The organism is Kitasatospora sp. MAA4, assembly GCF_029893355.1.
Taxonomy (GTDB): Bacteria; Actinomycetota; Actinomycetes; order Streptomycetales; family Streptomycetaceae; genus Kitasatospora.
This window is the reverse complement of record NZ_JARZAI010000020.1, coordinates 78801-98413: the sequence shown is the minus strand read 5'-3', so window position 1 is coordinate 98413 and position 19613 is coordinate 78801. Positions and strand designations below refer to the sequence as shown.

17 protein-coding genes and 1 pseudogene are annotated in these 19613 nt (G+C 70.6%); 6 read left to right on the top strand and 12 right to left on the bottom strand.

What is annotated here, in order from left to right:
* Positions 1 to 2 precede the first annotated feature (2 nt).
* From P3T37_RS25480 to P3T37_RS25470, 3 genes are read right to left on the bottom strand one after another with little or no spacing between them, the layout of a single operon-like run.
* Entirely contained in the window at positions 3 to 920 is a 918-nt protein-coding gene (locus P3T37_RS25480; RefSeq protein ID WP_280726178.1) for an ABC transporter permease, read from the bottom strand.
* Entirely contained in the window at positions 920 to 1864 is a 945-nt protein-coding gene (locus P3T37_RS25475; protein ID WP_280726177.1) for an ABC transporter permease, read from the bottom strand. The genes P3T37_RS25480 and P3T37_RS25475 overlap by 1 nt, the downstream gene beginning before the upstream one ends.
* Positions 1865 to 1910: 46 nt before the next feature.
* Positions 1911 to 3668, bottom strand: coding sequence for an ABC transporter substrate-binding protein (locus P3T37_RS25470; RefSeq protein ID WP_280726176.1), 1758 nt, complete (start codon positions 3666 to 3668; stop codon positions 1911 to 1913).
* A 977-nt stretch (positions 3669 to 4645) separates the two neighbouring features.
* Here P3T37_RS25470 and P3T37_RS25465 point away from each other — a divergent pair.
* Complete coding sequence (locus tag P3T37_RS25465) at positions 4646 to 5092, top strand: subtilase-type protease inhibitor (protein ID WP_280726175.1); 447 nt, start codon at positions 4646 to 4648, stop codon at positions 5090 to 5092.
* A 25-nt stretch (positions 5093 to 5117) separates the two neighbouring features.
* Here the strand turns inward: P3T37_RS25465 and P3T37_RS25460 are convergent, their stop codons facing one another.
* The 4 genes and pseudogenes from P3T37_RS25460 to P3T37_RS25445 all read right to left on the bottom strand — a co-directional run bounded on the left by P3T37_RS25460 (position 5118) and on the right by P3T37_RS25445 (position 8878).
* Positions 5118 to 5519, bottom strand: coding sequence for a nitroreductase family deazaflavin-dependent oxidoreductase (locus tag P3T37_RS25460; RefSeq protein ID WP_280726174.1), 402 nt, complete (start codon positions 5517 to 5519; stop codon positions 5118 to 5120).
* A gap of 474 nt (positions 5520 to 5993) precedes the next feature.
* Complete coding sequence (locus P3T37_RS25455) at positions 5994 to 7019, bottom strand: ADP-ribosylglycohydrolase family protein (RefSeq protein WP_280726229.1); 1026 nt, start codon at positions 7017 to 7019, stop codon at positions 5994 to 5996.
* Positions 7017 to 7901 (bottom strand): annotated as a pseudogene (locus tag P3T37_RS25450) (DUF6508 domain-containing protein); the annotation flags it as partial. The gene P3T37_RS25455 and the pseudogene P3T37_RS25450, both read right to left, overlap by 3 nt.
* A gap of 32 nt (positions 7902 to 7933) precedes the next feature.
* A complete protein-coding gene (locus P3T37_RS25445) occupies positions 7934 to 8878 on the bottom strand; it encodes an LLM class flavin-dependent oxidoreductase (protein ID WP_280726173.1) in 945 nt (314 codons plus the stop codon).
* Positions 8879 to 8938: 60 nt separating this feature from the next.
* On the opposite strand from P3T37_RS25445, the gene P3T37_RS25440 reads away from it, so the two are divergent.
* From P3T37_RS25440 to P3T37_RS25420, 5 genes are all read left to right on the top strand, one after another.
* The gene (locus tag P3T37_RS25440) at positions 8939 to 9412 is read left to right on the top strand and encodes a MarR family winged helix-turn-helix transcriptional regulator (protein ID WP_280726172.1); all 474 of its coding nucleotides are present in this window, start codon (positions 8939 to 8941) and stop codon (positions 9410 to 9412) included.
* A 111-nt stretch (positions 9413 to 9523) separates the two neighbouring features.
* Positions 9524 to 11740, top strand: a complete 2217-nt coding sequence (locus tag P3T37_RS25435) for a glycosyltransferase family 39 protein (protein WP_280726171.1) — start codon at positions 9524 to 9526, stop codon at positions 11738 to 11740.
* Between the two features lie 109 nt (positions 11741 to 11849).
* Positions 11850 to 12626 carry a response regulator transcription factor gene (locus tag P3T37_RS25430; protein ID WP_280726170.1) on the top strand — a complete coding sequence of 259 codons (777 nt, stop codon included), beginning with the start codon at positions 11850 to 11852 and terminating at the stop codon, positions 12624 to 12626.
* A gap of 5 nt (positions 12627 to 12631) precedes the next feature.
* The gene (locus tag P3T37_RS25425) at positions 12632 to 14173 is read left to right on the top strand and encodes a HAMP domain-containing sensor histidine kinase (protein ID WP_280726228.1); all 1542 of its coding nucleotides are present in this window, start codon (positions 12632 to 12634) and stop codon (positions 14171 to 14173) included.
* 56 nt (positions 14174 to 14229) lie between these two features.
* Positions 14230 to 15531 carry a glycosyltransferase gene (locus P3T37_RS25420; protein WP_280726169.1) on the top strand — a complete coding sequence of 434 codons (1302 nt, stop codon included), beginning with the start codon at positions 14230 to 14232 and terminating at the stop codon, positions 15529 to 15531.
* Between the two features lie 81 nt (positions 15532 to 15612).
* Here P3T37_RS25420 and P3T37_RS25415 read toward each other — a convergent pair whose 3' ends face one another.
* The 5 genes from P3T37_RS25415 to P3T37_RS25395 form a co-directional block, all read right to left on the bottom strand.
* Positions 15613 to 16137, bottom strand: coding sequence for a hypothetical protein (locus P3T37_RS25415; protein ID WP_280726168.1), 525 nt, complete (start codon positions 16135 to 16137; stop codon positions 15613 to 15615).
* A 5-nt stretch (positions 16138 to 16142) separates the two neighbouring features.
* Entirely contained in the window at positions 16143 to 16661 is a 519-nt protein-coding gene (locus P3T37_RS25410; RefSeq protein WP_280726167.1) for a GNAT family N-acetyltransferase, read from the bottom strand.
* Between the two features lie 91 nt (positions 16662 to 16752).
* Positions 16753 to 17217: a GNAT family N-acetyltransferase gene (locus P3T37_RS25405; protein ID WP_280726166.1), complete on the bottom strand. Its 465-nt coding sequence runs from the start codon at positions 17215 to 17217 to the stop codon at positions 16753 to 16755.
* Between the two features lie 80 nt (positions 17218 to 17297).
* Complete coding sequence (locus P3T37_RS25400; protein WP_280726165.1) at positions 17298 to 18032, bottom strand: Type 1 glutamine amidotransferase-like domain-containing protein; 735 nt, start codon at positions 18030 to 18032, stop codon at positions 17298 to 17300.
* 190 nt (positions 18033 to 18222) lie between these two features.
* The gene (locus P3T37_RS25395) at positions 18223 to 19458 is read right to left on the bottom strand and encodes an alpha/beta hydrolase (RefSeq protein WP_280726164.1); all 1236 of its coding nucleotides are present in this window, start codon (positions 19456 to 19458) and stop codon (positions 18223 to 18225) included.
* Positions 19459 to 19613 lie beyond the last annotated feature (155 nt).

The window sequence follows — 19613 nt, the reverse complement described above, 5'->3', positions numbered from 1 at the left end:
GATCACCGCTTCTGCAGTCGGGATTCGAAGGCGTCGCGCAGCGCGTCGCCGATCACGTTGAAGCTCAGGATGATCAGGATGATCACCACGGCCGGCGGGTAGATCATCCACCAGTAGCCCTGGCCCGCGTAGTTGGTGCCGACGTCGAGCATCCCGCCCAGGTCGTTGTTCGGCGCCTGCAACCCGAGCCCGATGTAGCTGAGGGTGGAGAGCGCGAAGACCGCGTCGGCGATCGAGAACGTCGTGTTCACGATCGTGGTGCCGATGGTGTTGGGCAGGATGTGCTTGAAGATGATCCGGGTGCCGCCGGCCCCCATCATCCGCGAGGCGTCCACGTAGTCCCGGACCTTGATCGCCAGGGCCTCGCCGCGGACCAGGCGGGTGATGCCGAACCACGAGGTGAGGCCCACCTCCAGGATCAGCATGCCCTTGCTCTTGCCGTAGACGCTGCTGAGGTAGATCAGCAGGAAGATCAGCGGGAATGACATCAGGGAGTCGATCACACGCATCATCAGCGCGTCGATCCAGCCGCCGACGAAGCCGGAGACCGCGCCGTACAGGGCGCCGGCGATGGCGGCGATCGAACCCGCCGCCAGACCGATCTCCAGGCTGGTCTGGCCGCCGACCATCATCTTGCCGAGCTCGTCGATGCCGTCGTTGTCGGTGCCGAGCGGGTGCCCGGCGCCGGGCGGCTTCGTGACGGCGGACAGGTCCACCACCGAAGTGTCGGAGTGGTAGAAGAGCGGGCCGAGGAAGCAGAAGCCGATGATCAGCACCAGGACGCCGACGGCGACCAGGGCCAGCTTGTTCTCGGAGAAGACCTCCCAGCCGCGCCGGAGCATCGAGCGCGGGGGCTCGGCGAGTTCGGTGCCGGGCGCGGCCGCGGGCGGCTCGGCCGTCGTTTCGGGTGCGAGCGTCATCAGGTCAGCCTCACTCGTGGGTCCAGCACCGCGTAGCTGACGTCGGCCACCAGCGAGCCGATCACGGTGACCACCGCCGTCAGCAGGGTGGCCGCCAGGGTGATGCCGTAGTCGTTCTGCAGGGCCGCGCGGGTGGTCAGCAGGCCGATGCCCTGGATGTTGAAGACGAACTCCACGATCAGCGAGCCGCCGACCAGGATGGGCAGCGAGAGGCCGATCAGGGTGACCATCGGGATCAGCGCGTTGCGCAGCACGTGGGCGTACATCGTGCGGCGCATCGAGGCGCCCTTGGCCTTCGCGGTGCGCACGTACTCCTGGGTGATCTGGTCCAGGACCCCGGAGCGCATGTAGCGGCTGTAGCCGGCCACCGTGGTGATCGTCAGGGTCAGCACCGGCAGGCAGACGGCCTCGGGGTGGGTCAGCGCCGCGCCGAAGGTGGAGACCTGGTTCTGCACCGAGACCCACTGGAGGTCGTCCTCGAACCACTGCTGGATCAGGAAGCCGATGAAGAAGGTCGGGATGCCGTACGCCACGAAGGAGAACACCGTGAAGGCGTGGTCGAGCACGCTGTTGCGCCGGGTGGCCTGGATCATGCCCATCGGGATCGCGATGAGCAGGGCCAGCAGCAGCGAGGCGCCGACGATGTAGGCGGAGGCGCCCAGCGCGTTGAACAGCAGGTCGGAGATGGGGCGTTGCACGATGTAGTCGAAGCCCAGGTTGCCGTGCAGCAGACCGTCGAGCCAGGTCCAGTACTGCACGTAGAGCGGGCGGTCAAGGCCCATCTGCTGTGTCAGGTGGGCGATGTTGGCCGGGGTGGCGTGGGTACCGAGGATCGCTCGGACCGGGCCGCCCGGCATGAGCTTCATCAGGCCGAAGGAGACGATGGTGACGATGAACACCGTGACCACGGACTGCAGAAGCCGCCGGAAGAGGTAGGCCGTCACCGCGGCCCCCCGAAGGGGACCGCGATGACCCGCGTGCTGTCATTCGTCATTTGGTGTAGTACCAGTACTCCGGCTCGTACCCCTGGAACGGGTCGCCCGCGTCCACGTGCAGGTTCTTGCTGACCTCGGCGATCGCCAGCGGGTTGGGGTTGTAGATGACCGGCTGCTCGCCCGCGATGTAGTCCTCGTAGGCGTACATGTCCTTGGTGTCGCTGCCGGTCGTGGTCTTGACGATCAGCTGGTCGAGCTTCGGGTCGGAGAAGCCCCAGACGTTCGGGCCGGCGCCGGTGGCGAAGAGTGCGTCACCGGTGGGGGCGTAGTCGGGCTCGTAGACCCAGCCGCCGAAGAGCAGGCCCTGCCACTGGCAGCCGGCCGGCGCGCTGGGGGCGCAGGCGACGCCCTCGTTGCCGATGGTGTTCTGGGTCTTGCTGACCATGGTGATGTCGATGCCGGCCTTGGCGGCGTCGGACTTCAGGTCCGCGGACATGGTGTCCAGCGCGGCCGAGCCGGACGGGTAGTCCAGCGAGAAGGCGGCCTTGGCGCCGGCGACGACACCGGGACCGCACTGGTTGGCGCCGGTGCCCGGGCTCGCGCAGACGGCCGGGGTCGAGCTGGTGTTCCAACCGTGGTCGCTCAGCAGCTTCTTGGCAGCCGCCGTGTCGAAGACGGCCTGCTCGGAGGCGGCCTTCGGGGAGAGCGGGTTACCGGCCGGGATGCTGGGCACGGCGCCGGTGCTCGGGTAGCCCCAGCCCTTGTAGATGCCGTTGATGATGCCCTGCTGGTCCACGGTGTCCTGGATCGCCTTGGTGAAGTAGCTCTGCTTGAAGAGCGGTCCCACCGTCGGGTTGGCGAAGTTGATCTGGTAGTACGAGATCTCGTCCAGGTAGGTCGGCGCGGGGATGTAGTAGCCGCCGCTGCTCAGCGGGTTGCCGGCATCCGGGTTCTTGGCGTTGTAGACCGGGGCGTCCTCGGCGGGCAGGTAGCCGAAGTTGATGGCGTTGGCACCGGAGCTGCCGGCCTTCAGGTCCGCGTACTCGGCGGTGGCCGCGGTGTACGGGACGAAGTCGACCTCGTCCAGGTACGGCTTCTGCGGCCCGGAGTACGCGGCGTTCGGCACGATGTCGTAGGCGCCGGAGGTGCCGTCGTAACTCTTGAGCTTCCAGGGGCCGTTGACGACGGTCCAGAGCGGGCTGGTGGTGTAGGTGCTGCCGGCCGTCGACTGCTTGCTGAGGTAGGTGTAGTCGGCGGTGCAGTCGGTCGTGGCGGCGTCCGAGCCGAACGCGTCGGTGGCGCAACTACCCTTGCTGGTGGCGCCGGTGACGTCCCAGGCCAGGGGCATCGGGGTGATCTGGCTGAGCTCGTCGTCCAGGAACCAGCTCTCGCTGACCGGGGTGTTCAGCGTCATCGTCAGGGTCTGCCCGGCGGCGGTCGCGCTCGCCACGTTGTCCGGGAAGTACTTGGCGCCGATCGACGGGTTCGGCGGGGTGTAGTACGCGCTGTTGGCCGTCTCGGCCTTGGCCATGTTCACCCAGAACATCACGTCCTGGGCGGTGATGGTCTCGCCGTTGGACCACTTCCACGGCTTCATCTGGATGGTGACGGTCTTGCCGTCCGCACTCCAGGTCGGGGTGTCGGCCAGCGAGACCTCGGGGTCCAGGCTGACCTTGTCGTTCAACCCCCAGTAGTACAACGGCCGGTAGAACAACTGCTGGAACTGGCCGGTGTTGATCGTGCTGATCTGCGCGGCGGTGTCGAACGGCCAGATCGCGTCCGGGAAGGTGGACGGCGACTCCGCGTAGCGCACCACACCACCCTTGACCGGAGCACCGGTCGGGCCGCTGACGGGGTTCCCCCCACCGCTGCTGCTCGTGCACGCAGCGGTCGCCGCCAGCACGGCGAGAAGTACCGCCGCCGTCCTTGCCCTTCGTGGTCCTGCCGGTTTCGTCATTCTGCGGACGCCCCTCTCCCATTCAGTGAATACCCATGAAGGTTCTGCCCTCGGTCCGGCAGCATTCTGCGCAGCGCGCGCGCCGGTGAAACGCCGAGGCCCCACCCGAATCTCCCGCGCTCCGTTGCATCTTGGAGCAACAGCGCGCGTAGTGCTACTAGTGAGACTCATTTCTCAAGCGGAGAGAAGAGCCGCGGAGGACTCCAGTTCGTCACGTTTCCATCAAGAACCCCGGCCTGCGGCAACGTTCGATCTTGCTGGGGGAGTTGACGCTTCCTCACACTTGGGCGACACGGCGCCTCAGGAGTACCCACTGGCCTCGCGGGTCTCACTGGCAACACCAGTCATGCCTGAAGAGTGGCACTTCGGATCATGATGCGCCAGATGGCTGCACGTGCTCGGTGGGGCAATTTTTCGGCCCGGACGGTCGGCAGCGGTTGGGAGGGTACGGGAAGGCGCGGGAAGCGCGGAAGGGCCTATCGGCGACGGCATTTCGGTCGTCCGGTTTTCTTTCCGTGCCGGGTTCTGACGGGGTATCGGCCGTTCCGGGTTGGCCGAGCGGCGGGGGGTTGTGGGTGGGCGGCGGGCTGTGCGGGGGCGGGTGGCGCGGGTCTCGGGAGGCCGGCGGGTCGGGGGTGACGAGTGGTGCGGGGGAGGCGGGGATTTCCGGCCGACGTGCGGGCGGCGGGGCTGGCCGGGCCGGTCTCGCCGGTTGGGAACATGACAAGTTTCTGTGGTGATACTGCCGGAGCTCGACCGGAGCTCGACGGGAGTCCATCCGGAGCTCGTCCGGAGCTCGTCCGTTCCGTCCACATCGACCAAAGGAGTTCGATATGCGTACCACCCGAAGCACGTTCGCAGCGGTGCTGGCGGCGGTGGCCGTCCTGGCCGTGGGAGCGGGGCCGGTGTCCGCGACCGGCGCCGACCCCGCCTCCGACCCCACCCCCGTCACCGTGACCGCGGTGCCCAACGCGCTGGTGCTGACCGTCAGCGGCGCGGTGCCGCAGGACGCCTCGATGGGGGAGCGCGCGGTGACCCTCAGCTGTCGCCCGGAGCCCAGCGGCGACCACCCGGACGCCACGGCGGCCTGCGGCAGCCTGATCGGCGTCCAGGGGGACTTCGGCAACCTGCCGACCGCGCACAGCTTCTGCCCGGACCTCTACCTGCCCGTGCTCGCCACGGCCGAGGGCGTCTGGGACGGGCAGAACGTCGCCTACCGGCAGACCTTCACCAACGAGTGCGACCTGCTGCGCGCGACCGGCCAGGTCTTCGACTTCTGACCTGCCTGACCGGCCTGACGTGTCCTCAGACGCGCTCCAGCACCACCACCGGGATCTCCCGGTCGGTCTTGGTCTGGTACTCGTCGTACGGAGGCCAGGCCGCGGTCATCGTCCGCCACATCGCCGGCTTCTCCTCGGGGGTCGCGGTGCGGGCGCGGGCGGTGAAGCGGTCGCCCAGCACCTGCACCTGGACCTCGGGGTTCGCCTGCAGGTTGAGGTACCAGGCCGGCGGCTGATCGGCGCCGCCCTTGGAGGCGACGACGAGCAGCGCCTCGCCGTGGGCCTGGTAGATCAGCGGAGTGATGTGCTGCTTGCCGGTCTTGCGGCCGGTGGTGGTGAGAATCAGCGCGGTGGTGCCCTCCCAATCGTGGCCCTCCGCGCCGTCGGTCTCGACGTAGCGCCTGACGTGCTCGCTGCCGAACAGCATTTGCCAACTCCTCTGGTGATCCGGGACTTCCTACTGACCGGATCAACGCCTACGCGCCGCATCGGTCACGAGGGTGCGGGGGCCGGTCGATCCAGTGGCCCCCGCACGCTACGCCCTCGATGACGGCTGTCACTGGTGGCGTCGATAATTGACGCCATGTCCCATACGATCCCGCTGGCCGTGCCGCAGGCCCTGGTTGATGCCCACGAGCTCGATCTCGCTGCTCCCTACACCTCGGGCTGGGGTTTCTCCCACCAGGGCCTGGCGTACGCACCGGGCGGGGATCTCTATGTCCTGTCCCAGCTGTGGCGCCACCGGCAGGACGAGGACGCGTCGGCAGGCCCCGCGGAGCAGTCGTTCCTGTACGGGATCATCAGCGAACCGCGCTCAAGAAGCACTGGTCACAGGTCGTCTGGCACTGGACCCACCGTCCCGCGGCGGGCGGGCTCCACCGGCTGTGACCCGGGCCTCCCCCTATCGCCCGTCCCAGAGCGCACCGAAGGCGAGCAGTTCGTCCCGGTGCTCGATCCGCTGGACCCAGTCAGCGGGCCATGCGTCCGCCCCGGCGTAGGCGCCGGCAAAGGCGCCGGTCAGGCAGGCGATCGAGTCGGAGTCGCCGGAGGAGTACGCGGCTCGGCGCACGGCGAGCACCGGGTCGTCGGGGAAGAGCAGGAAGCAGAGCAGGCCGGTCGCCAGTGCCTCCTCGGCGATCCAGCCCGCACCCGTGGCCAGGCAGGGATCAGCCTCGGGTGCCGGGGCCGTCAGCGCGGCGTCGAGCCGGTCGAGGACGGCCAGGCACTCGTCCCAGCCGCGCGCCATGAACTCCTCGGGCCGCTTGATGCCGACCTGGGCGGCGAAGTCGTCCAGCCAGTAGGCGTCGTAGCGCTCCCGGGCCGTCTGGGCACGGTCGCGCAGCAAGCCGGGGAGCTCGGCGGGCCGGGCGCCGTCGACCAGTAGGCGCACGGTCAGCGCCGTCAGCTCGCTGGCGGCCAGCGCGGTGGGGTGGCCGTGTGTCAGCGCCGCCTGGAGTTGTGCGGCGCCGGCGAGTTGGCGGTCGTCCAGGCCCGGAAGCAGCCCGAGCGGTGCCACCCGTATGTTGGCGCCGCAGCCCTTGGAACCCAGTTGGCTGGCCTCCTGCCAGGGCTTCCCCGGCCGGCCGAGCAGCCCGCAGGCGGTCAGGCAGGTCATCCCGGGGGCCCGGTTGTTCTCGGGGGAGCGGGCCCAGGCCACCAACTCCTCCCGCAGCGGCGGCAGCAGCCGGTGCGGTGTCAGCTCGCCGGTCCGCTGGAGGGCGCGGGCGAGGGCGAGTGTCATCTGGGTGTCATCGGTGACCAACGCGCGCTTGGGAAAAGGAAGTTCACGCCAGTTGGGCCAGTGCGACCCGATCAGCTCCAGCGTCTTGAACTCGGTCGGGAATCCCATCGTGTCGCCGATGGCGAGCCCGAGCAGCGCGCCCGTCGCCGGCCTGCGTGACGGGCGCGCTGATTCGTACCAGGTCACCAGGGCGGAGGCGATCGCGTACAGGGTCCCGTCCAGGAACGCGGTGCCGATGGTCCCGTCGCTGAAACGCTCCCCCCGCACCACCGCCGTCGCCGCCCGTACGGCGTCGCCGGGGCTGTAGGTCTCCTCCCAACTCAGCTGTGGGAGCGGGAAGTTCATCCAGTGGTACAGCGGGGTCACCGCCCCCAGGCCCGACAGCAGGCCGCAGACCGTGTCCACCCGCTCGCTGTACCGGGGGTAGGGCAACTGGTAGGAGCCACTCTCGGTCCGCCGCATTTCGGACCAGCTCACGTCGCCTTCCTCGACCACCCAGTCCCGCACCAGCGCGCCGAGTTGCTGCCACGCCTCAGGGCGGCTGCGGTCCAGCTGGGCCAGCAGTACCGCGTCTCCCGGGTCCCCCTCGCGCGGAGGCGAGGCGGCCGGGCTGACCCTCGGGACGTTCTGGTGCAGCAGTCGGCGCATCCGGGCGTACTTCACCGTCAGCCGGTGCCGGGTCGCCGGATGCAGGGCGGCAAGGCGCTGGGGGTTCGCGTTGTGCGCCAGGTCGGCCTGCTTGATGTCCAGCGCGCCCGGGGTGGACCTGATCCGGGCCGCGTACTCCCGCGGATCCTCCCCCGGACGCTTCGTCATCGCCAGTACCAGCGCCCTGGTGTGCGCGGACAGCGCCGCACCGGCCAGCCACTGCGGCGACAGCACGCCGTCCTCGATCGCATCGTGCAACCAGGCCGCGGCGACCTGCTCGTCACTGCCCCCGTGCTTCGCCACGCGCTGCGCCACCGCGGCCAGATGCTCGGCGTACGGCCGGCCGGCCTTGTCCACCTGCCCGGCATGGGCGCTCCTGGCCAGCGCTTCGACCTCGGCCAGAGTGAGATAGATCGTCATCCGCGCACTCTACTGTCGCCGCCGAGTCCTCCTCACAGCCCGTCGTACTCCGCGCGGACGGGAGCGATGATCTCCTCGACGAGCCACTGGGCGACGTGTGGGGGATAGGGGCTGCGCAGGCTCAGCACGATGTGCGTTATGCCGGCGGCGACGAGATCCAGGATCGCCTTGCGGTCACCGGCCGGATCGTCGTAGGAGACGATGTACTGCACGGACCGGGTGATCGTCCGCGGGTCCCGGCCGAGAGCCGCGCAGTGTGCGTCCAGGACGCTGCTGCGCTGGGTGATGTAGTCGAGGGTGTTGTGCGGCGGGCCGGGGATGTTCCAGATGTCGGCGTGCTCGGCCACCAGGCGGAGGGTTCTGCTTCCCCAGCCGCCGATCAGCAGCGGCGGGCCTGGTCGCTGGACCGGCTTGGGCTCGTTGCGGTTGCCCTTGAGGGTGGTGAACTGCCCCTGGAAATCGAAGACTTCCTCCGTCCACATGCGCTTGAGGATGGTGACGGTCTCCGCGAGGCGGGCGATGCCCTCCGCCGGCGGGACCAGGGTCAGGCCGTAGGCGTCGTACTCCGCGAGGGCCGGGTTCTCGCCCGTGACGCCACCGGCGTCGGGCGGTTGGTGGGTGCCGCCCACGCCGAGGCCCATGATCAGGCGTCCCTGGGAGATCACGTCCACCGTCGTGGCGATCTTGCCCAGGACGGCCGGCGGGCGGATCCGGTTGCTGGTGACGAGCAGTCCCAGCCGCAGCCGCCGGGTCTGTGCGGCCAGGGCGCTCAGCAGGGTCCAGCCTTCGAGTATCTGCCCGTCCTTGGGGCCTGCGACCGGCAGCAGGTGGTCCCAGAGCCAGGCGTCCGCGATCTCCGGCAGCGCGTCGGCCTCCTGCCAGACCCGGAGGATGTCCTGGTAGCTGACGCGCATCGGGGTGGTCTTGATGCCGAAGGTCAGTCGGTCCTGATGATGGGTTAACGGTGATGCAGTCATGCGGTCACTATAGCTGATCGTCAGTCAGGCTGACTATCAGTCCTGCGATACGATGTCGGCATGACGGGCGACGCAAGCTTCGAGGCCCTCGGTTTCCGCCTCGGCTATCTGTTCAAGCACGTGCACCTGCGGTTGGCCGAGGCATCCGCGCTGGCGCTGGCGCCGTTCGGTGTCGACGGCCGCGAACTGGCGGTCCTGGTCGTGCTCGCGGCAAAGGACCCGCTCTCCCAGCTGGAGGCGGCGGGCAGGCTCGGTGTCGACCGCACGACGATGGTGGCGCTCGTCGACGCCCTGGAGGTGAAGGGGCTCGTCGAGCGCCGGCGCAGTTCCCAGGACCGGCGCAAGAACATCGTGCAGCTGACCCCGACGGGTCAGGACTGCCTGCGCAAGGGCGAGCAGGCCCGCGCGGAGATGGAACGTCAGTTCCTCGCCCCGCTCGCCCCCTCGGACGCGGACCGGCTGGTCCGCTCCCTCCAGACCCTTGCCACGGCCCCTGCGACATCCCCTGCTGCGGTCCCCGAGGACGCCGGCTGACGACCGAAGGCTGCGGCGCCGAGCGGGACGCGCTGATCCGGGCCGCAGGTCACAGCGGGGCGAGAGGGGCAGCAAAGCGCATTCACAGCTTGGGGCGGGAGCGTGGCCGCCATGACCAGTACCAGTGCCGTCCCTTCGGACGCCCTCCCGCCACCGCCCGCCGTGGACCAGATGGGCCGGCCGCGCGTCGGCCCCGCGGCAGAGCCGATCTTTCCACCGCGGCACCCGCCCGGTGACGGGCCAGGGCGCGGGTGGGTGCGGCGCGGGTGGCGGGGGCGGGCGGAGGACGCGGCGTGGGTGCGGCCGGCGTTCCTGGCGCTGCTCGCGGTCACCGCGCTGCTGTACTGCTGGGATCTGAGCGTCTCCGGCTGGGCGAACTCGTTCTACTCGGCGGCCGTGCAGGCCGGCAGCCGCAGCTGGACGGCGTTCTTCTTCGGATCCTCGGACGCCGCGAACTTCATCACCGTCGACAAGCCCCCGATGTCGCTGTGGCCGATGGAGCTGTCGGCGCGCGTCTTCGGCCTCAGCTCCTGGAGCGTGCTGCTGCCGCAGGCGCTGATGGGGGTGGCCACCGTCGGGACGGTCTACGCCGCGGTTCGGCGGCGGTTCTCCGCGCTCGGCGGGCTGGTCGCGGGTGCGGTGGTGGCACTGACGCCGGTCGCCGCGCTGATGTTCCGCTTCAACAATCCGGACGCGCTGCTGGTGCTGCTGATGGCGCTGGCCGCATACGCCCTGCTGCGGGCCGTCGAGACGGCGGGCCTGCGCTGGGTGCTGCTGACCGGGGTGCTGTTCGGCTTCGGGTTCCTGACCAAGACCCTGCAGGCGTTCCTGATCCTGCCCGCGTTCGCGATCGTCTACCTGGTGGTCGCGCCGACGGGGCTGTGGCGCCGGATTCGGCAGCTGCTGGCGGCGGGTGCGGCGCTGGTGGTGGCCGCGGGCTGGTGGGTGGCGGTGGTCCAGTTGGTGCCGGCCGCCGATCGGCCGTACGTCGGCGGGTCGCAGGACGACAGCTTCCTGTCGCTGACCTTCGGCTACAACGGCCTCGGACGGCTGACCGGTGACGAGACCGGCAGCGTCGGGGGTGGTGGTTCCCCCGGTGGCGGTGGGCGCGGGCCGGGCGGTGCTGGAGCGGGCGGTCAGTGGGGTTCCACCGGTCTCGGCCGCCTGTTCGGCACGGACATCGGCGGCCAGATCGCCTGGTTGCTGCCCGCGGCGCTGGTGCTGCTGGTGTTCGGCCTGTGGGTCACCCGGCGCTACGCGCGCACCGACTCGGCGCGGGCCGCCTTCCTGGTGTGGGGCGGCTTCCTGCTCAGCACCGGGCTGACGTTCAGTTACATGGGCGGGATCTTCCACCAGTACTACACGGTCGCGCTGGTCCCGGCGATCGCCGCACTGGTCGGGATGGGCGCGGACGGTCTGTGGCGGGCCCGGCGGCGGCTGCCGTACGGGCTGCTGTTCGGGGCGGTGGTGGCAGGTACCGCGGGGTGGGCGTTCGTCCTGCTCGGGCGCAGCAGCGGGTTCGTGCCGTGGCTGCGCTGGGCGGTGCTGGTCGGCGGGCTGCTGGTGGCCGTCCTGGCGGTACCGGCCGGGCGGCTGGGTGGGCGCCTGGGTGGGCGGCTGGCGGCGGTCACCGGGGTGGTCGCGCTGGCAGTGGGGCTCGCCGGGCCTGCGGCGTACGCGCTGGACACCGTCTCGACCGGTCACACCGGGTCGATCGTGACGGCCGGCCCGCGTGTGCAGGGCGCGAGCGGACCGGGCGGTGGCGGCATGCCCGGCGGCGCGGGCCGTCCGGGCGGTGCGGGTCGTCCGGTCGGCGCAGGCGGCGCGGGTGGCTTCGGTGGCGCCGGCGGCTTCGGTGGCCCGGGCGGGATGCCTCCTGGTGCGTCTGCGGGCGGCAGAGGTGGCGGTGGCGGTGGCGGCGGTGGTGGCATGGGCGGGCTGCTGGACGGCACCCGGGTGAGCCCGGAGCTGGCCGCACTGCTGAAGCAGGGTGCCCACGGCTACACCTGGGTCGCTGCCACGGTCGGCTCGCAGAACCAGGCCGGCTACCAACTCGCGGTCGGCAGCCCGGTGATGGCGCTGGGTGGCTTCAACGGTACCGACCCCTCACTGAGCCTGGCCGGCTTCCAGCAGGACGTGCAGGAGGGCAAGGTGCACTACTTCATCGGCGGCGGCAGCGGTGGGATGGGTGGCGGCGGGATGAGCGGCGGTGGGATGGGCGGCTCGTCCTCCGACTCCGCGCAGATCACCGCCTGGGTCACGGCGCACTTCACCGCGAAGACCGTCGGCACCGCCACGGTCTACGACCTGACCGCACCGACCAGCTGACCGGCTAAGAGAACGGCTGCGCCACCACTGCGGTGGCGCAGCCGTTCTCTTAGCCGGTCCACAGGTTCGGCACAGGAGCGTCTCAGTGCCGCCTCCCAGGATGGCGGCCATGGTCGTTTTCCCCTCCCCCTCCTCTTCGTCCGCCCCTTCCTCCGGCCCCGGCGGCAACCCCGAACTCCGACGGGCCGACGGCACGCCGCTGCGCCTGCTGGTCGTCGACGACGAGCAGGCGCTCGCCGAGCTGCTGTCGATGGCGCTGCGCTACGAGGGCTGGGAGGTGCGCACGGCCCACGACGGCATGTCGGCGCTCCGGCTGGCCCGCGAGTTCAAGCCCGACGCCGTCGTCCTGGACGTCATGCTGCCCGACATCGACGGGCTGCAGGTGCTGTACGGGCTGCGCCGCGAGCTGGCGGAGGTCCCGGTGCTGTTCCTGACCGCCAAGGACGCGGTCCAGGACCGCATCGCCGGCCTCACCGCGGGCGGCGACGACTACGTCACCAAGCCGTTCAGCCTGGAGGAGGTGGTGGCCCGGCTGCGCGGGCTGCTGCGCCGGTCGGGGGCGGCCGCCGCCCGCGAGGGGGCGCGGATCGTGGTCGGCGACCTCGTCCTGGACGAGGACACCCACGAGGTCAGCCGGGCCGGCGAGGAGATCGAGCTGACCGCGACCGAGTTCGAGCTGCTGCGCTACCTGATGCGCAACCCCCGCCGGGTGCTGAGCAAGGCGCAGATCCTGGACCGGGTCTGGTCCTACGACTTCGGCGGCCAGACCAACATCGTCGAGCTGTACATCTCCTACCTGCGCCGCAAGATCGACGTCGGCCGGGAGCCGATGATCCGCACCCGCCGGGGCGCCGGGTACTCGATCCGTCCCGCGGAGGCGGGGTGAGCGCCGTGCCCGAGTCCCGGGCGAAGCTTGCCGCCCGCCTGGTCCGGGTGGGCCGCTGGTCGCTGCGGGCCCGCCTGCTGGCCGCCCTGCTCTCGCTGCTCGCCGTGGCGTGCGCGGTGGTCGCGGTGGTCACCGCGGTGGTGCTGCACCAGGACCTCTACAGCCAGCTGGACCGCCAGCTCGACGCCGTCACGATGCGCGCCGCCGGCCCGCCGGGGGCGCCGATGCCGCCCAGTGGCGACCTGGGGTTCGTCCTGGGTCCCGGCCAGCCGCTGAACACGCTGGGCGCGGTGGTGGACGGCGGCCAGGTGGTCGAGGGCCGTACCAGCTCCGGCGCGCTGAGCCCCGACACCACCGCGCTGACCCCGGCCCAGCTCGCCGTGCTCGACCCACTCGCGACCGGCCGCGAGGGCGTCGCCCACTCGGTGGACGTGCCCGGACTCGGTCCGTACCGGGTGGAGTCGGTGCACGACAACCGCAACGGCGACCGGATCCTGGTAGGCCTGCCCGCGTCCGACCAGCAGGACACCATGGACCGGCTGATCACCGCCGAACTCTGCGTCGGCGTCGGCGCCCTGGTCGCGGTCGGCCTGGTCGGCTTCGTCGCCACCGACTCCGCCCTGCGCCCGCTGCGCCGGGTGGCCGGCATCGCCACCCGGGTGGCCGAACTGCGGCTGCACCAGGGCGAGGTGGACCTGCACGAGCGGGTACCCGAGGCCGACACCGACCGGCGCACCGAGGTCGGCCAGGTCGGCGCGGCGCTCAACGGGCTGCTGGACCACGTCGGTTCGGCGTTGGCGGCGCGGCAGGAGAGTGAGCTGCGGGTGCGGCACTTCGTCGCCGACGCGAGCCACGAACTGCGCACCCCGCTGGCGTCGATCCGCGGCTACGCCGAACTCACCCGGCGCGGACGCGAGGAGACCGGCCCGCAGACCCGGCACGCCCTGAGCCGGATCGAGTCGGAAGCCGCCCGGATGACCGCCCTCGTCGAGGATCTGCTGCTGCTCGCCCGCCTCGACGCCGGCCACCCGGCATCCACGGCCCCGCTGGACCTTGCGCCGCTGGACCTCTCGCCGCTGGTGGTGGACTGCGTCAGCGACGCCCGCGCGGCGGGCGACACGCACCGGTGGCGGCTGGAACTGCCCGACGAGCCGGCCCTGGTCCACGGCGACCAGGCACGGCTGCGCCAGGTGCTGGTCAACCTGCTGGGCAACGCCCGCCACCACACCCCGCCCGGCACCACCGTGACCGCGCGTGCCTACCGGCAGGGCGAGCGGCTCCTGCTGGAGGTGGCGGACGACGGCCCCGGCATCGCCGCCGAGCTGCTGCCGCACATCTTCGACCGGTTCGCGCGCGGCGACGCCTCGCGCTCGCGGCACGCCGGCAGTACGGGCCTGGGCCTGGCCATCGTGCACGCCGTGGTGTCCGCGCACGAGGGGGAGATCGCGGTGCGCAGCGCACCGGGCGGTACGGTCTTCACCGTCAGCCTGCCCCCGCACCGGGCGGCCGCCGCGGCACGGGCCACGGCGCGGGCCGGCGGTTCATAGCGAGGTCACATCTGCGGCACACGGTGGCGACAGCAGCGGCGAGCACGGTGGGTCCCATGCGAACCCTGACGCCCACGCCGACCCCGTCCCTCCGCCAAAGCGCCATGCCGGCCCGGGAGTTCCTCCCCACCGACCGCGACGAGCCGGTGGTCGACGTGGTGATCCCGGTGTACAACGAGGAGCAGGACCTCGCCCCGTGCGTGCGCCGCCTGCACGCGCACCTGACCACCGCCTTCCCCTACACCTTCCGCATCACCATCGCCGACAACGCCAGTACCGACACCACACCGAGCGTGGCGCGGGCGCTGGAGGAGGAGTTCGACGAGGTGCTCGCCGTCCGGCTGGACCGCAAGGGACGCGGACGGGCGCTCAGCGCCATCTGGCTCGCCTCCGACGCGCCGGTGCTGGTCTACATGGACGTCGACCTGTCCACCGGGCTCAACGCGCTGCTGCCCCTGGTCGCGCCGCTGGTCTCGGGCCACTCCGACCTGGCGATCGGCTCCCGGCTGACCCGCTCCTCGCGGGTGGTGCGCGGGCCCAAGCGCGAACTGGTCTCGCGCGCCTACAACCTGATCCTGCGCGGCAGCCTGGCGGCGCGGTTCTCCGACGCCCAGTGCGGATTCAAGGCCATCCGCGCCGACGTCGCCCAGCGCCTGCTACCGCTGGTGGAGGACACCGCGTGGTTCTTCGACACCGAGCTGCTGGTGCTCGCCGAGCGCGCCGGCCTGCGGATCCACGAGGTCCCGGTGGACTGGGTCGACGACCCGAACTCCAGCGTCGACCTGGTGCGCACCGCCACCGACGACCTCAAGGGCGTCTGGCGCATCGGCCGCGCCCTGACCACCGGCCGACTCCCGCTGGACCGGCTGCGCCGCCCCTTCGGCGACGATCCGCGCGACGGTGAGCTGGACCAGGTCCCCGCGGGCCTGGCCCGCCAACTGCTCGGCTTCACCGCCGTCGGCGTGGCGAGCACCGCGGTCTTCCTCGCCCTCTACACGCTGCTACGCCAGACCGCCGGCCCCCAACTCGCCAACGCGCTCGCCCTGTTGCTCGCCACCCTGGCCAACACCGCCGCCAACCGGCGGCTGACCTTCGGCGTCCGCGGCCGCGCCCGCGCCCTGCGCCACCAGGCCCAGGGACTGCTGGTCTTCGCCGTCGGCTGGACCCTGAGCGCCGGTGCGCTGGCAGCCCTGCACACCCTCGGCACGGCGGCCTCGCGCTCCGCCGAGCTCGCCGTCCTGATCGCCGCCAACCTCGCCGCCACCGTGCTGCGCTTCCTGCTCTTCCGCGCCTGGATCTTCACCGGTGGCCGACCGCCTGCCGAGAGCGGCAGCGCCGGCCGACCCGTTCAGCAGTGAGATCAGCGCTCGACCTGCTCGGCGACCTCCTCCCCACCTGACCCCGTGGCATCCAGTCGGAGGCCGAACGCTGGGCCCGTGTCAGCAGCCGGGGCCGATCGACGCAGACGACGTCAGGGCGAGCGCGGCGATCCGCAACTCGGCTGCCCACGTCCGCTGGTCAAGCCCCAACGTGTACTCGATGCAGCACCCGCATTGCGGGATCAGCAGTACGAACGATCGCTCCTCCGCGGTCTCGACCTCCACATCCCACCAGTCGTCCGTCGCCAGGTCGGCGGGAGCGACTTCTCCGTCGACGAGTCTCGCCGCCAGTCGGCGCAGGCCGTGGCGCCGCGCCAGGTCCGGATCGGGCAACCCGATCCCGGACTCGGAGAGTGCCTGCTCGAACGCGTTGCGGATGTCGTGGGCATCCGCGTTGCGCGGCCAACCGGCGAGCTCACACAGCGTCGGGGTGTCCAGGCCGGCCGCGAGCGCCTCAGCAGCGATCATCGGCAGGTCCTCCGGGCGGATCTCACCCGCCTGATAACGGCACGCCAGCTCACCCAGAGTCGTGAGGCCGCTTTGCGCCGGGGTTTCCGGTTCTGCTGTCGTTCCTGCTGTTCGCATGACTCCTACGACCTCATGCCGAACCACTGCGCGGCGCCCCACGCCTCGAACCGTTCCACCTCGGTGAACCCCAGCTTCGCCGCGAGGCGCAGCGAGCGGTCGTTGGCAGTCTGGGTGGCGAGCACCACCGGCTCGCGGGGAAGCGCGTCGGCGAACCAGTCGAGTGCCGCTGCGCACGCCTCCGCGGCATACCCGCACCCCCACGCCTGCGGCAGGAACAGGTAGCCGAGCTCGGTCCTGCCGGCAGCCCGACCAACGTCCTCTGCTCTTCTGGTGAGCATGATCTGACCGATCATCGCTCCGTCGAGGTCGACGACGAAAAGGCCGGGGCGCCGCCCGGGCAGCTCAGGCACCGTGCGCTCGAGCTCGTCACGCGGCTGGGGGCCACCGAGGTAGGTGTTGACCTCCGGCGAGGCCAGCAGCTCGATGAACGCCGCGCGGTCCCCGGCCTCGGACTCACGGAGCACGAGCCTTTCGGTCCGTATCGGGGCAGGCGGCCAGGCGACGGGTCCAAGATCAGTCATGGCGGGCAACCTATCGCATGGTGTGAAAACCATTGTCTGCTCAGTCCGCCCTCAGTCCGCGAGGGCGGGCTGGCGGAGCCTTGAGGAGCTCCTACACCGTTCCGCGGGGCGCCACCCGCTGTAGGAGCTGGCGGGAGGACTCGAAGCCCAGCCGTTCGTAGACCGGAACTGCCCTGCGGCCGGAGTGGACCGTCACGCGCATGGACCCAAGGTGCGTCGCATGCTGCGAAGCAGCGTCCACGAGTGCCGAGCCGATCCCCTGTCCTCGCTGCTCCGGCATGACGAAAACGGTCTGGACGTCTGCGGACAGCCGACTTGTCGCTCCCGGCCTCGGCACGCGAGGGACGAGCGCGACCCAGGCCATGCCGACGATCTCCGGTCCGAGGAGTCGAGCCACGAACGCCAGGTGCGAGTCGCGGTGGGTGGCCCACCAGTCTTCGAGCTCCGCTGCGAATGCGTCAACGGACTGCTGCGCCGGCTCCTCGTGATGGGTGTCCAGCCACAGGAGCCGAGCCAAGTCCGCTATGTCGTCCTCATTCGCCTGACTGATCCTCACGAGAGGAGTCTAGTGCTGTGACCGGCAACGTTCCGCCGGGTTGGCGGTGACGGCGCCTCTTCAGGAACTGTCCGGTGCTGTCAGGGCTGGAACAGTCTCCACTGCCCCTCGGAGACGACCTGGGCGGCGCCGTCGACCACCTTGATGGCGGTCTCGTCGTCGATCGCATACGTCGGCGCGGGAATCCGTGCCGCCCACCTCTCCGCGTTGGCCAGGGAGGCGTCGGGGTGGTCCGGGTGCTCCAGGTGCGGGATCACCGCGAAGTCGACGAGTCCTGCCCCCTGTCCCGTGACCAGGATTCTGTCGACGTCACCCTGAGGCGTGGCGAAGACGATGTCTTCCGACCTCAACGGTCCATCGTTCCCGCGGGGCGGTTCGCGGTAGGTCTCGACAAAGGTGGAGGCAACAGCCATGCTCCCGGCGCTCACCCCCACGTAGACCGCCTCGGAGCGCAGCGTCGGCAGTAGGCGGGTCAAACCGGAGCGCCGCATCCAGTTGGCGAGGAACAGGGGGTCGCCGCCCCACACCAGCAGTGCGTCGGCGGCCTGGACCGTTGGCACCCAAGCTGCCTCCTCGATGCTCGGCAGCGCCGTCAGCTCCAGGATCCCCAACGATTTCCAACCCAATCCACACAACGGCGATGAACCCTCACCGGAGATCGCCCGCCACGCCATGCCCGGCCCACCAGGGAAGGGGTAGATGGCGGTGGGGATGAACAGGGCGTTGGACTCGGCGATCGATTTGCCCAGCAGGTCGACCAGCGCGTCGTGGATGCTGCTGTTCTTGATCCCGGACGACGTGAGCAGTGCTCTCATGTGCCTACCTCCCTGAGTTGCCTACTGCGGAGCACTCGCTGCGCCCCGAACCTCGCTGGACCTGCGCTTGGGCCAGACACAGACCGATCCGGGCGGTGCGATGCACCACCCGAACATCGGTCCGATCGCGACATCAAGACACTCCGACACCATAGAACGCAGGTACGACACAACCGGCCAACGTAACCGGTCAGAGCACTGGCCACGGCGTGGAGCCCGACAACGGGGGCCGGGAGCCGGTCTGCGGTGGGTGCTGGAAGGTGACCTCCGGGTTCGCCGGTGACGGGCCGTCGAGCAGGGGCTGGGGGATGCCCTTCAACTGGAGGTCGAAGAAGGCCGCGACGTAGGAGCGGGTGAGCTCCGCTGCGCGTTGCCCGGGGAGGGTCGCGCCCGGGAGGGGGATGTTGAACTCGGAGGCGAACACGGTCAGGTCGGTGAAGCTGACGTGGTCGGTTCCGCTGACGGTCAGCCAGCGCTTCCAGCCGTTCAGGTTCGCCCAGGCACTGTCCCAGGAGACGTCCTCGCCGGGGGTGTGTCCGGACTGGGTGCCCAGCAGCAGGAAGGGGCGGTGGTCCAGGCCGGTGGCGGGGATGGGGATGTCGAACGTGCCGTCCATGTCCACCCCGGCGCGCACCCGCTGGTCGGCGGCCATGGCCGAGGCGGCGGAGCTGCCACCGACGGAGTGGCCGGCCATGCCTATTCGCCGCGGATCGATCATGTGCGCGTAGTTCCAAGGAGAGTGGCGCTCAGTCAGTTGACTGATGACGAACGAGATGTCCGTGGCTCGACTCCGGTTCACCGCCGGCCACCCGTCGGGGAGATGGTCGCAGAAGGTGCCGCAGGTGAGGGTCTGGCCGTCGGGGAAGGTGGTTCCCGAGTCCTCGTAGGTGTGGTTGACCAGGGCGACCACGTAGCCGCGGCTGGCCAGGTCCTCGGCGAGGCTGGTGAGGGTGGAGCGCGGCATGGTGTACCCGGGAGAGAGCATCACCAGGGGGAAGCGCCCGGGCGCCGGTCGGGCATCGGTCCGTGCCCAGGTACGGGTGTCGCTGACCGTCTGGGGCGAGATGCCGGCTCCTGGTGCCTGTCGCTGCAGGAGGAGTTGTGCTTCCTCGGTGGTCATGTACTGTGCGGGCTCGCCGGTGGCGGGCCGTGCGGGGTAATAGACCGACACCATCAGCTGCCGCGGGCCGGCGGTGGGCACCCAGGGGTCCGGGCGATCCGCGTCGACCAGGTGCAGCGTGCTGAGTCCGACCGCGTGCGGGCCGGTGGGGCGGGGCAGCGCCGACTGGACGCCGACGCCGTGCGGGGCGGCTGTCGTGGCGGTGGCGGGCCCGGCGGCTGCGGAGGCGGCTCCCGCCGTGGCGACGGACAGGGCGAGGACAAGCGCGAGCGCGGCCGGCGCGGCGGCGCGACGAATTCCGGTCATAGCTGCAACGTAGGCTGTATAAAAGGAACTTGACGTCAACTCAGAGGCGGATGGAGTAGATCGGAGCCCTTAGGGGTTTTCCGGGAGAGGCCCCTGAGGCCGTCTTGGGGAGGCTCCTTTCGATCATCCCGAGCTTGCTCCGGAGGAGATCCCTG

Bases quoted from the DNA above. Each gene is read 5' to 3' on its own strand.
- P3T37_RS25420 (WP_280726169.1), top strand. From the start codon at position 14,230: ATGCGAACCCTGACGCCCACGCCGACCCCGTCCCTCCGCCAAAGCGCC.
- P3T37_RS25435 (WP_280726171.1), top strand. From the start codon at position 9,524: ATGACCAGTACCAGTGCCGTCCCTTCGGACGCCCTCCCGCCACCGCCC.
- P3T37_RS25430 (WP_280726170.1), top strand. From the start codon at position 11,850: ATGGTCGTTTTCCCCTCCCCCTCCTCTTCGTCCGCCCCTTCCTCCGGC.
- P3T37_RS25460 (WP_280726174.1), bottom strand. From the start codon at position 5,519: ATGCTGTTCGGCAGCGAGCACGTCAGGCGCTACGTCGAGACCGACGGC.
- P3T37_RS25395 (WP_280726164.1), bottom strand. From the start codon at position 19,458: ATGACCGGAATTCGTCGCGCCGCCGCGCCGGCCGCGCTCGCGCTTGTC.
- P3T37_RS25445 (WP_280726173.1), bottom strand. From the start codon at position 8,878: ATGACTGCATCACCGTTAACCCATCATCAGGACCGACTGACCTTCGGC.
- P3T37_RS25410 (WP_280726167.1), bottom strand. From the start codon at position 16,661: ATGACTGATCTTGGACCCGTCGCCTGGCCGCCTGCCCCGATACGGACC.
- P3T37_RS25480 (WP_280726178.1), bottom strand. From the start codon at position 920: ATGACGCTCGCACCCGAAACGACGGCCGAGCCGCCCGCGGCCGCGCCC.
- P3T37_RS25415 (WP_280726168.1), bottom strand. From the start codon at position 16,137: ATGCGAACAGCAGGAACGACAGCAGAACCGGAAACCCCGGCGCAAAGC.
- P3T37_RS25400 (WP_280726165.1), bottom strand. From the start codon at position 18,032: ATGAGAGCACTGCTCACGTCGTCCGGGATCAAGAACAGCAGCATCCAC.
- P3T37_RS25440 (WP_280726172.1), top strand. From the start codon at position 8,939: ATGACGGGCGACGCAAGCTTCGAGGCCCTCGGTTTCCGCCTCGGCTAT.
- P3T37_RS25465 (WP_280726175.1), top strand. From the start codon at position 4,646: ATGCGTACCACCCGAAGCACGTTCGCAGCGGTGCTGGCGGCGGTGGCC.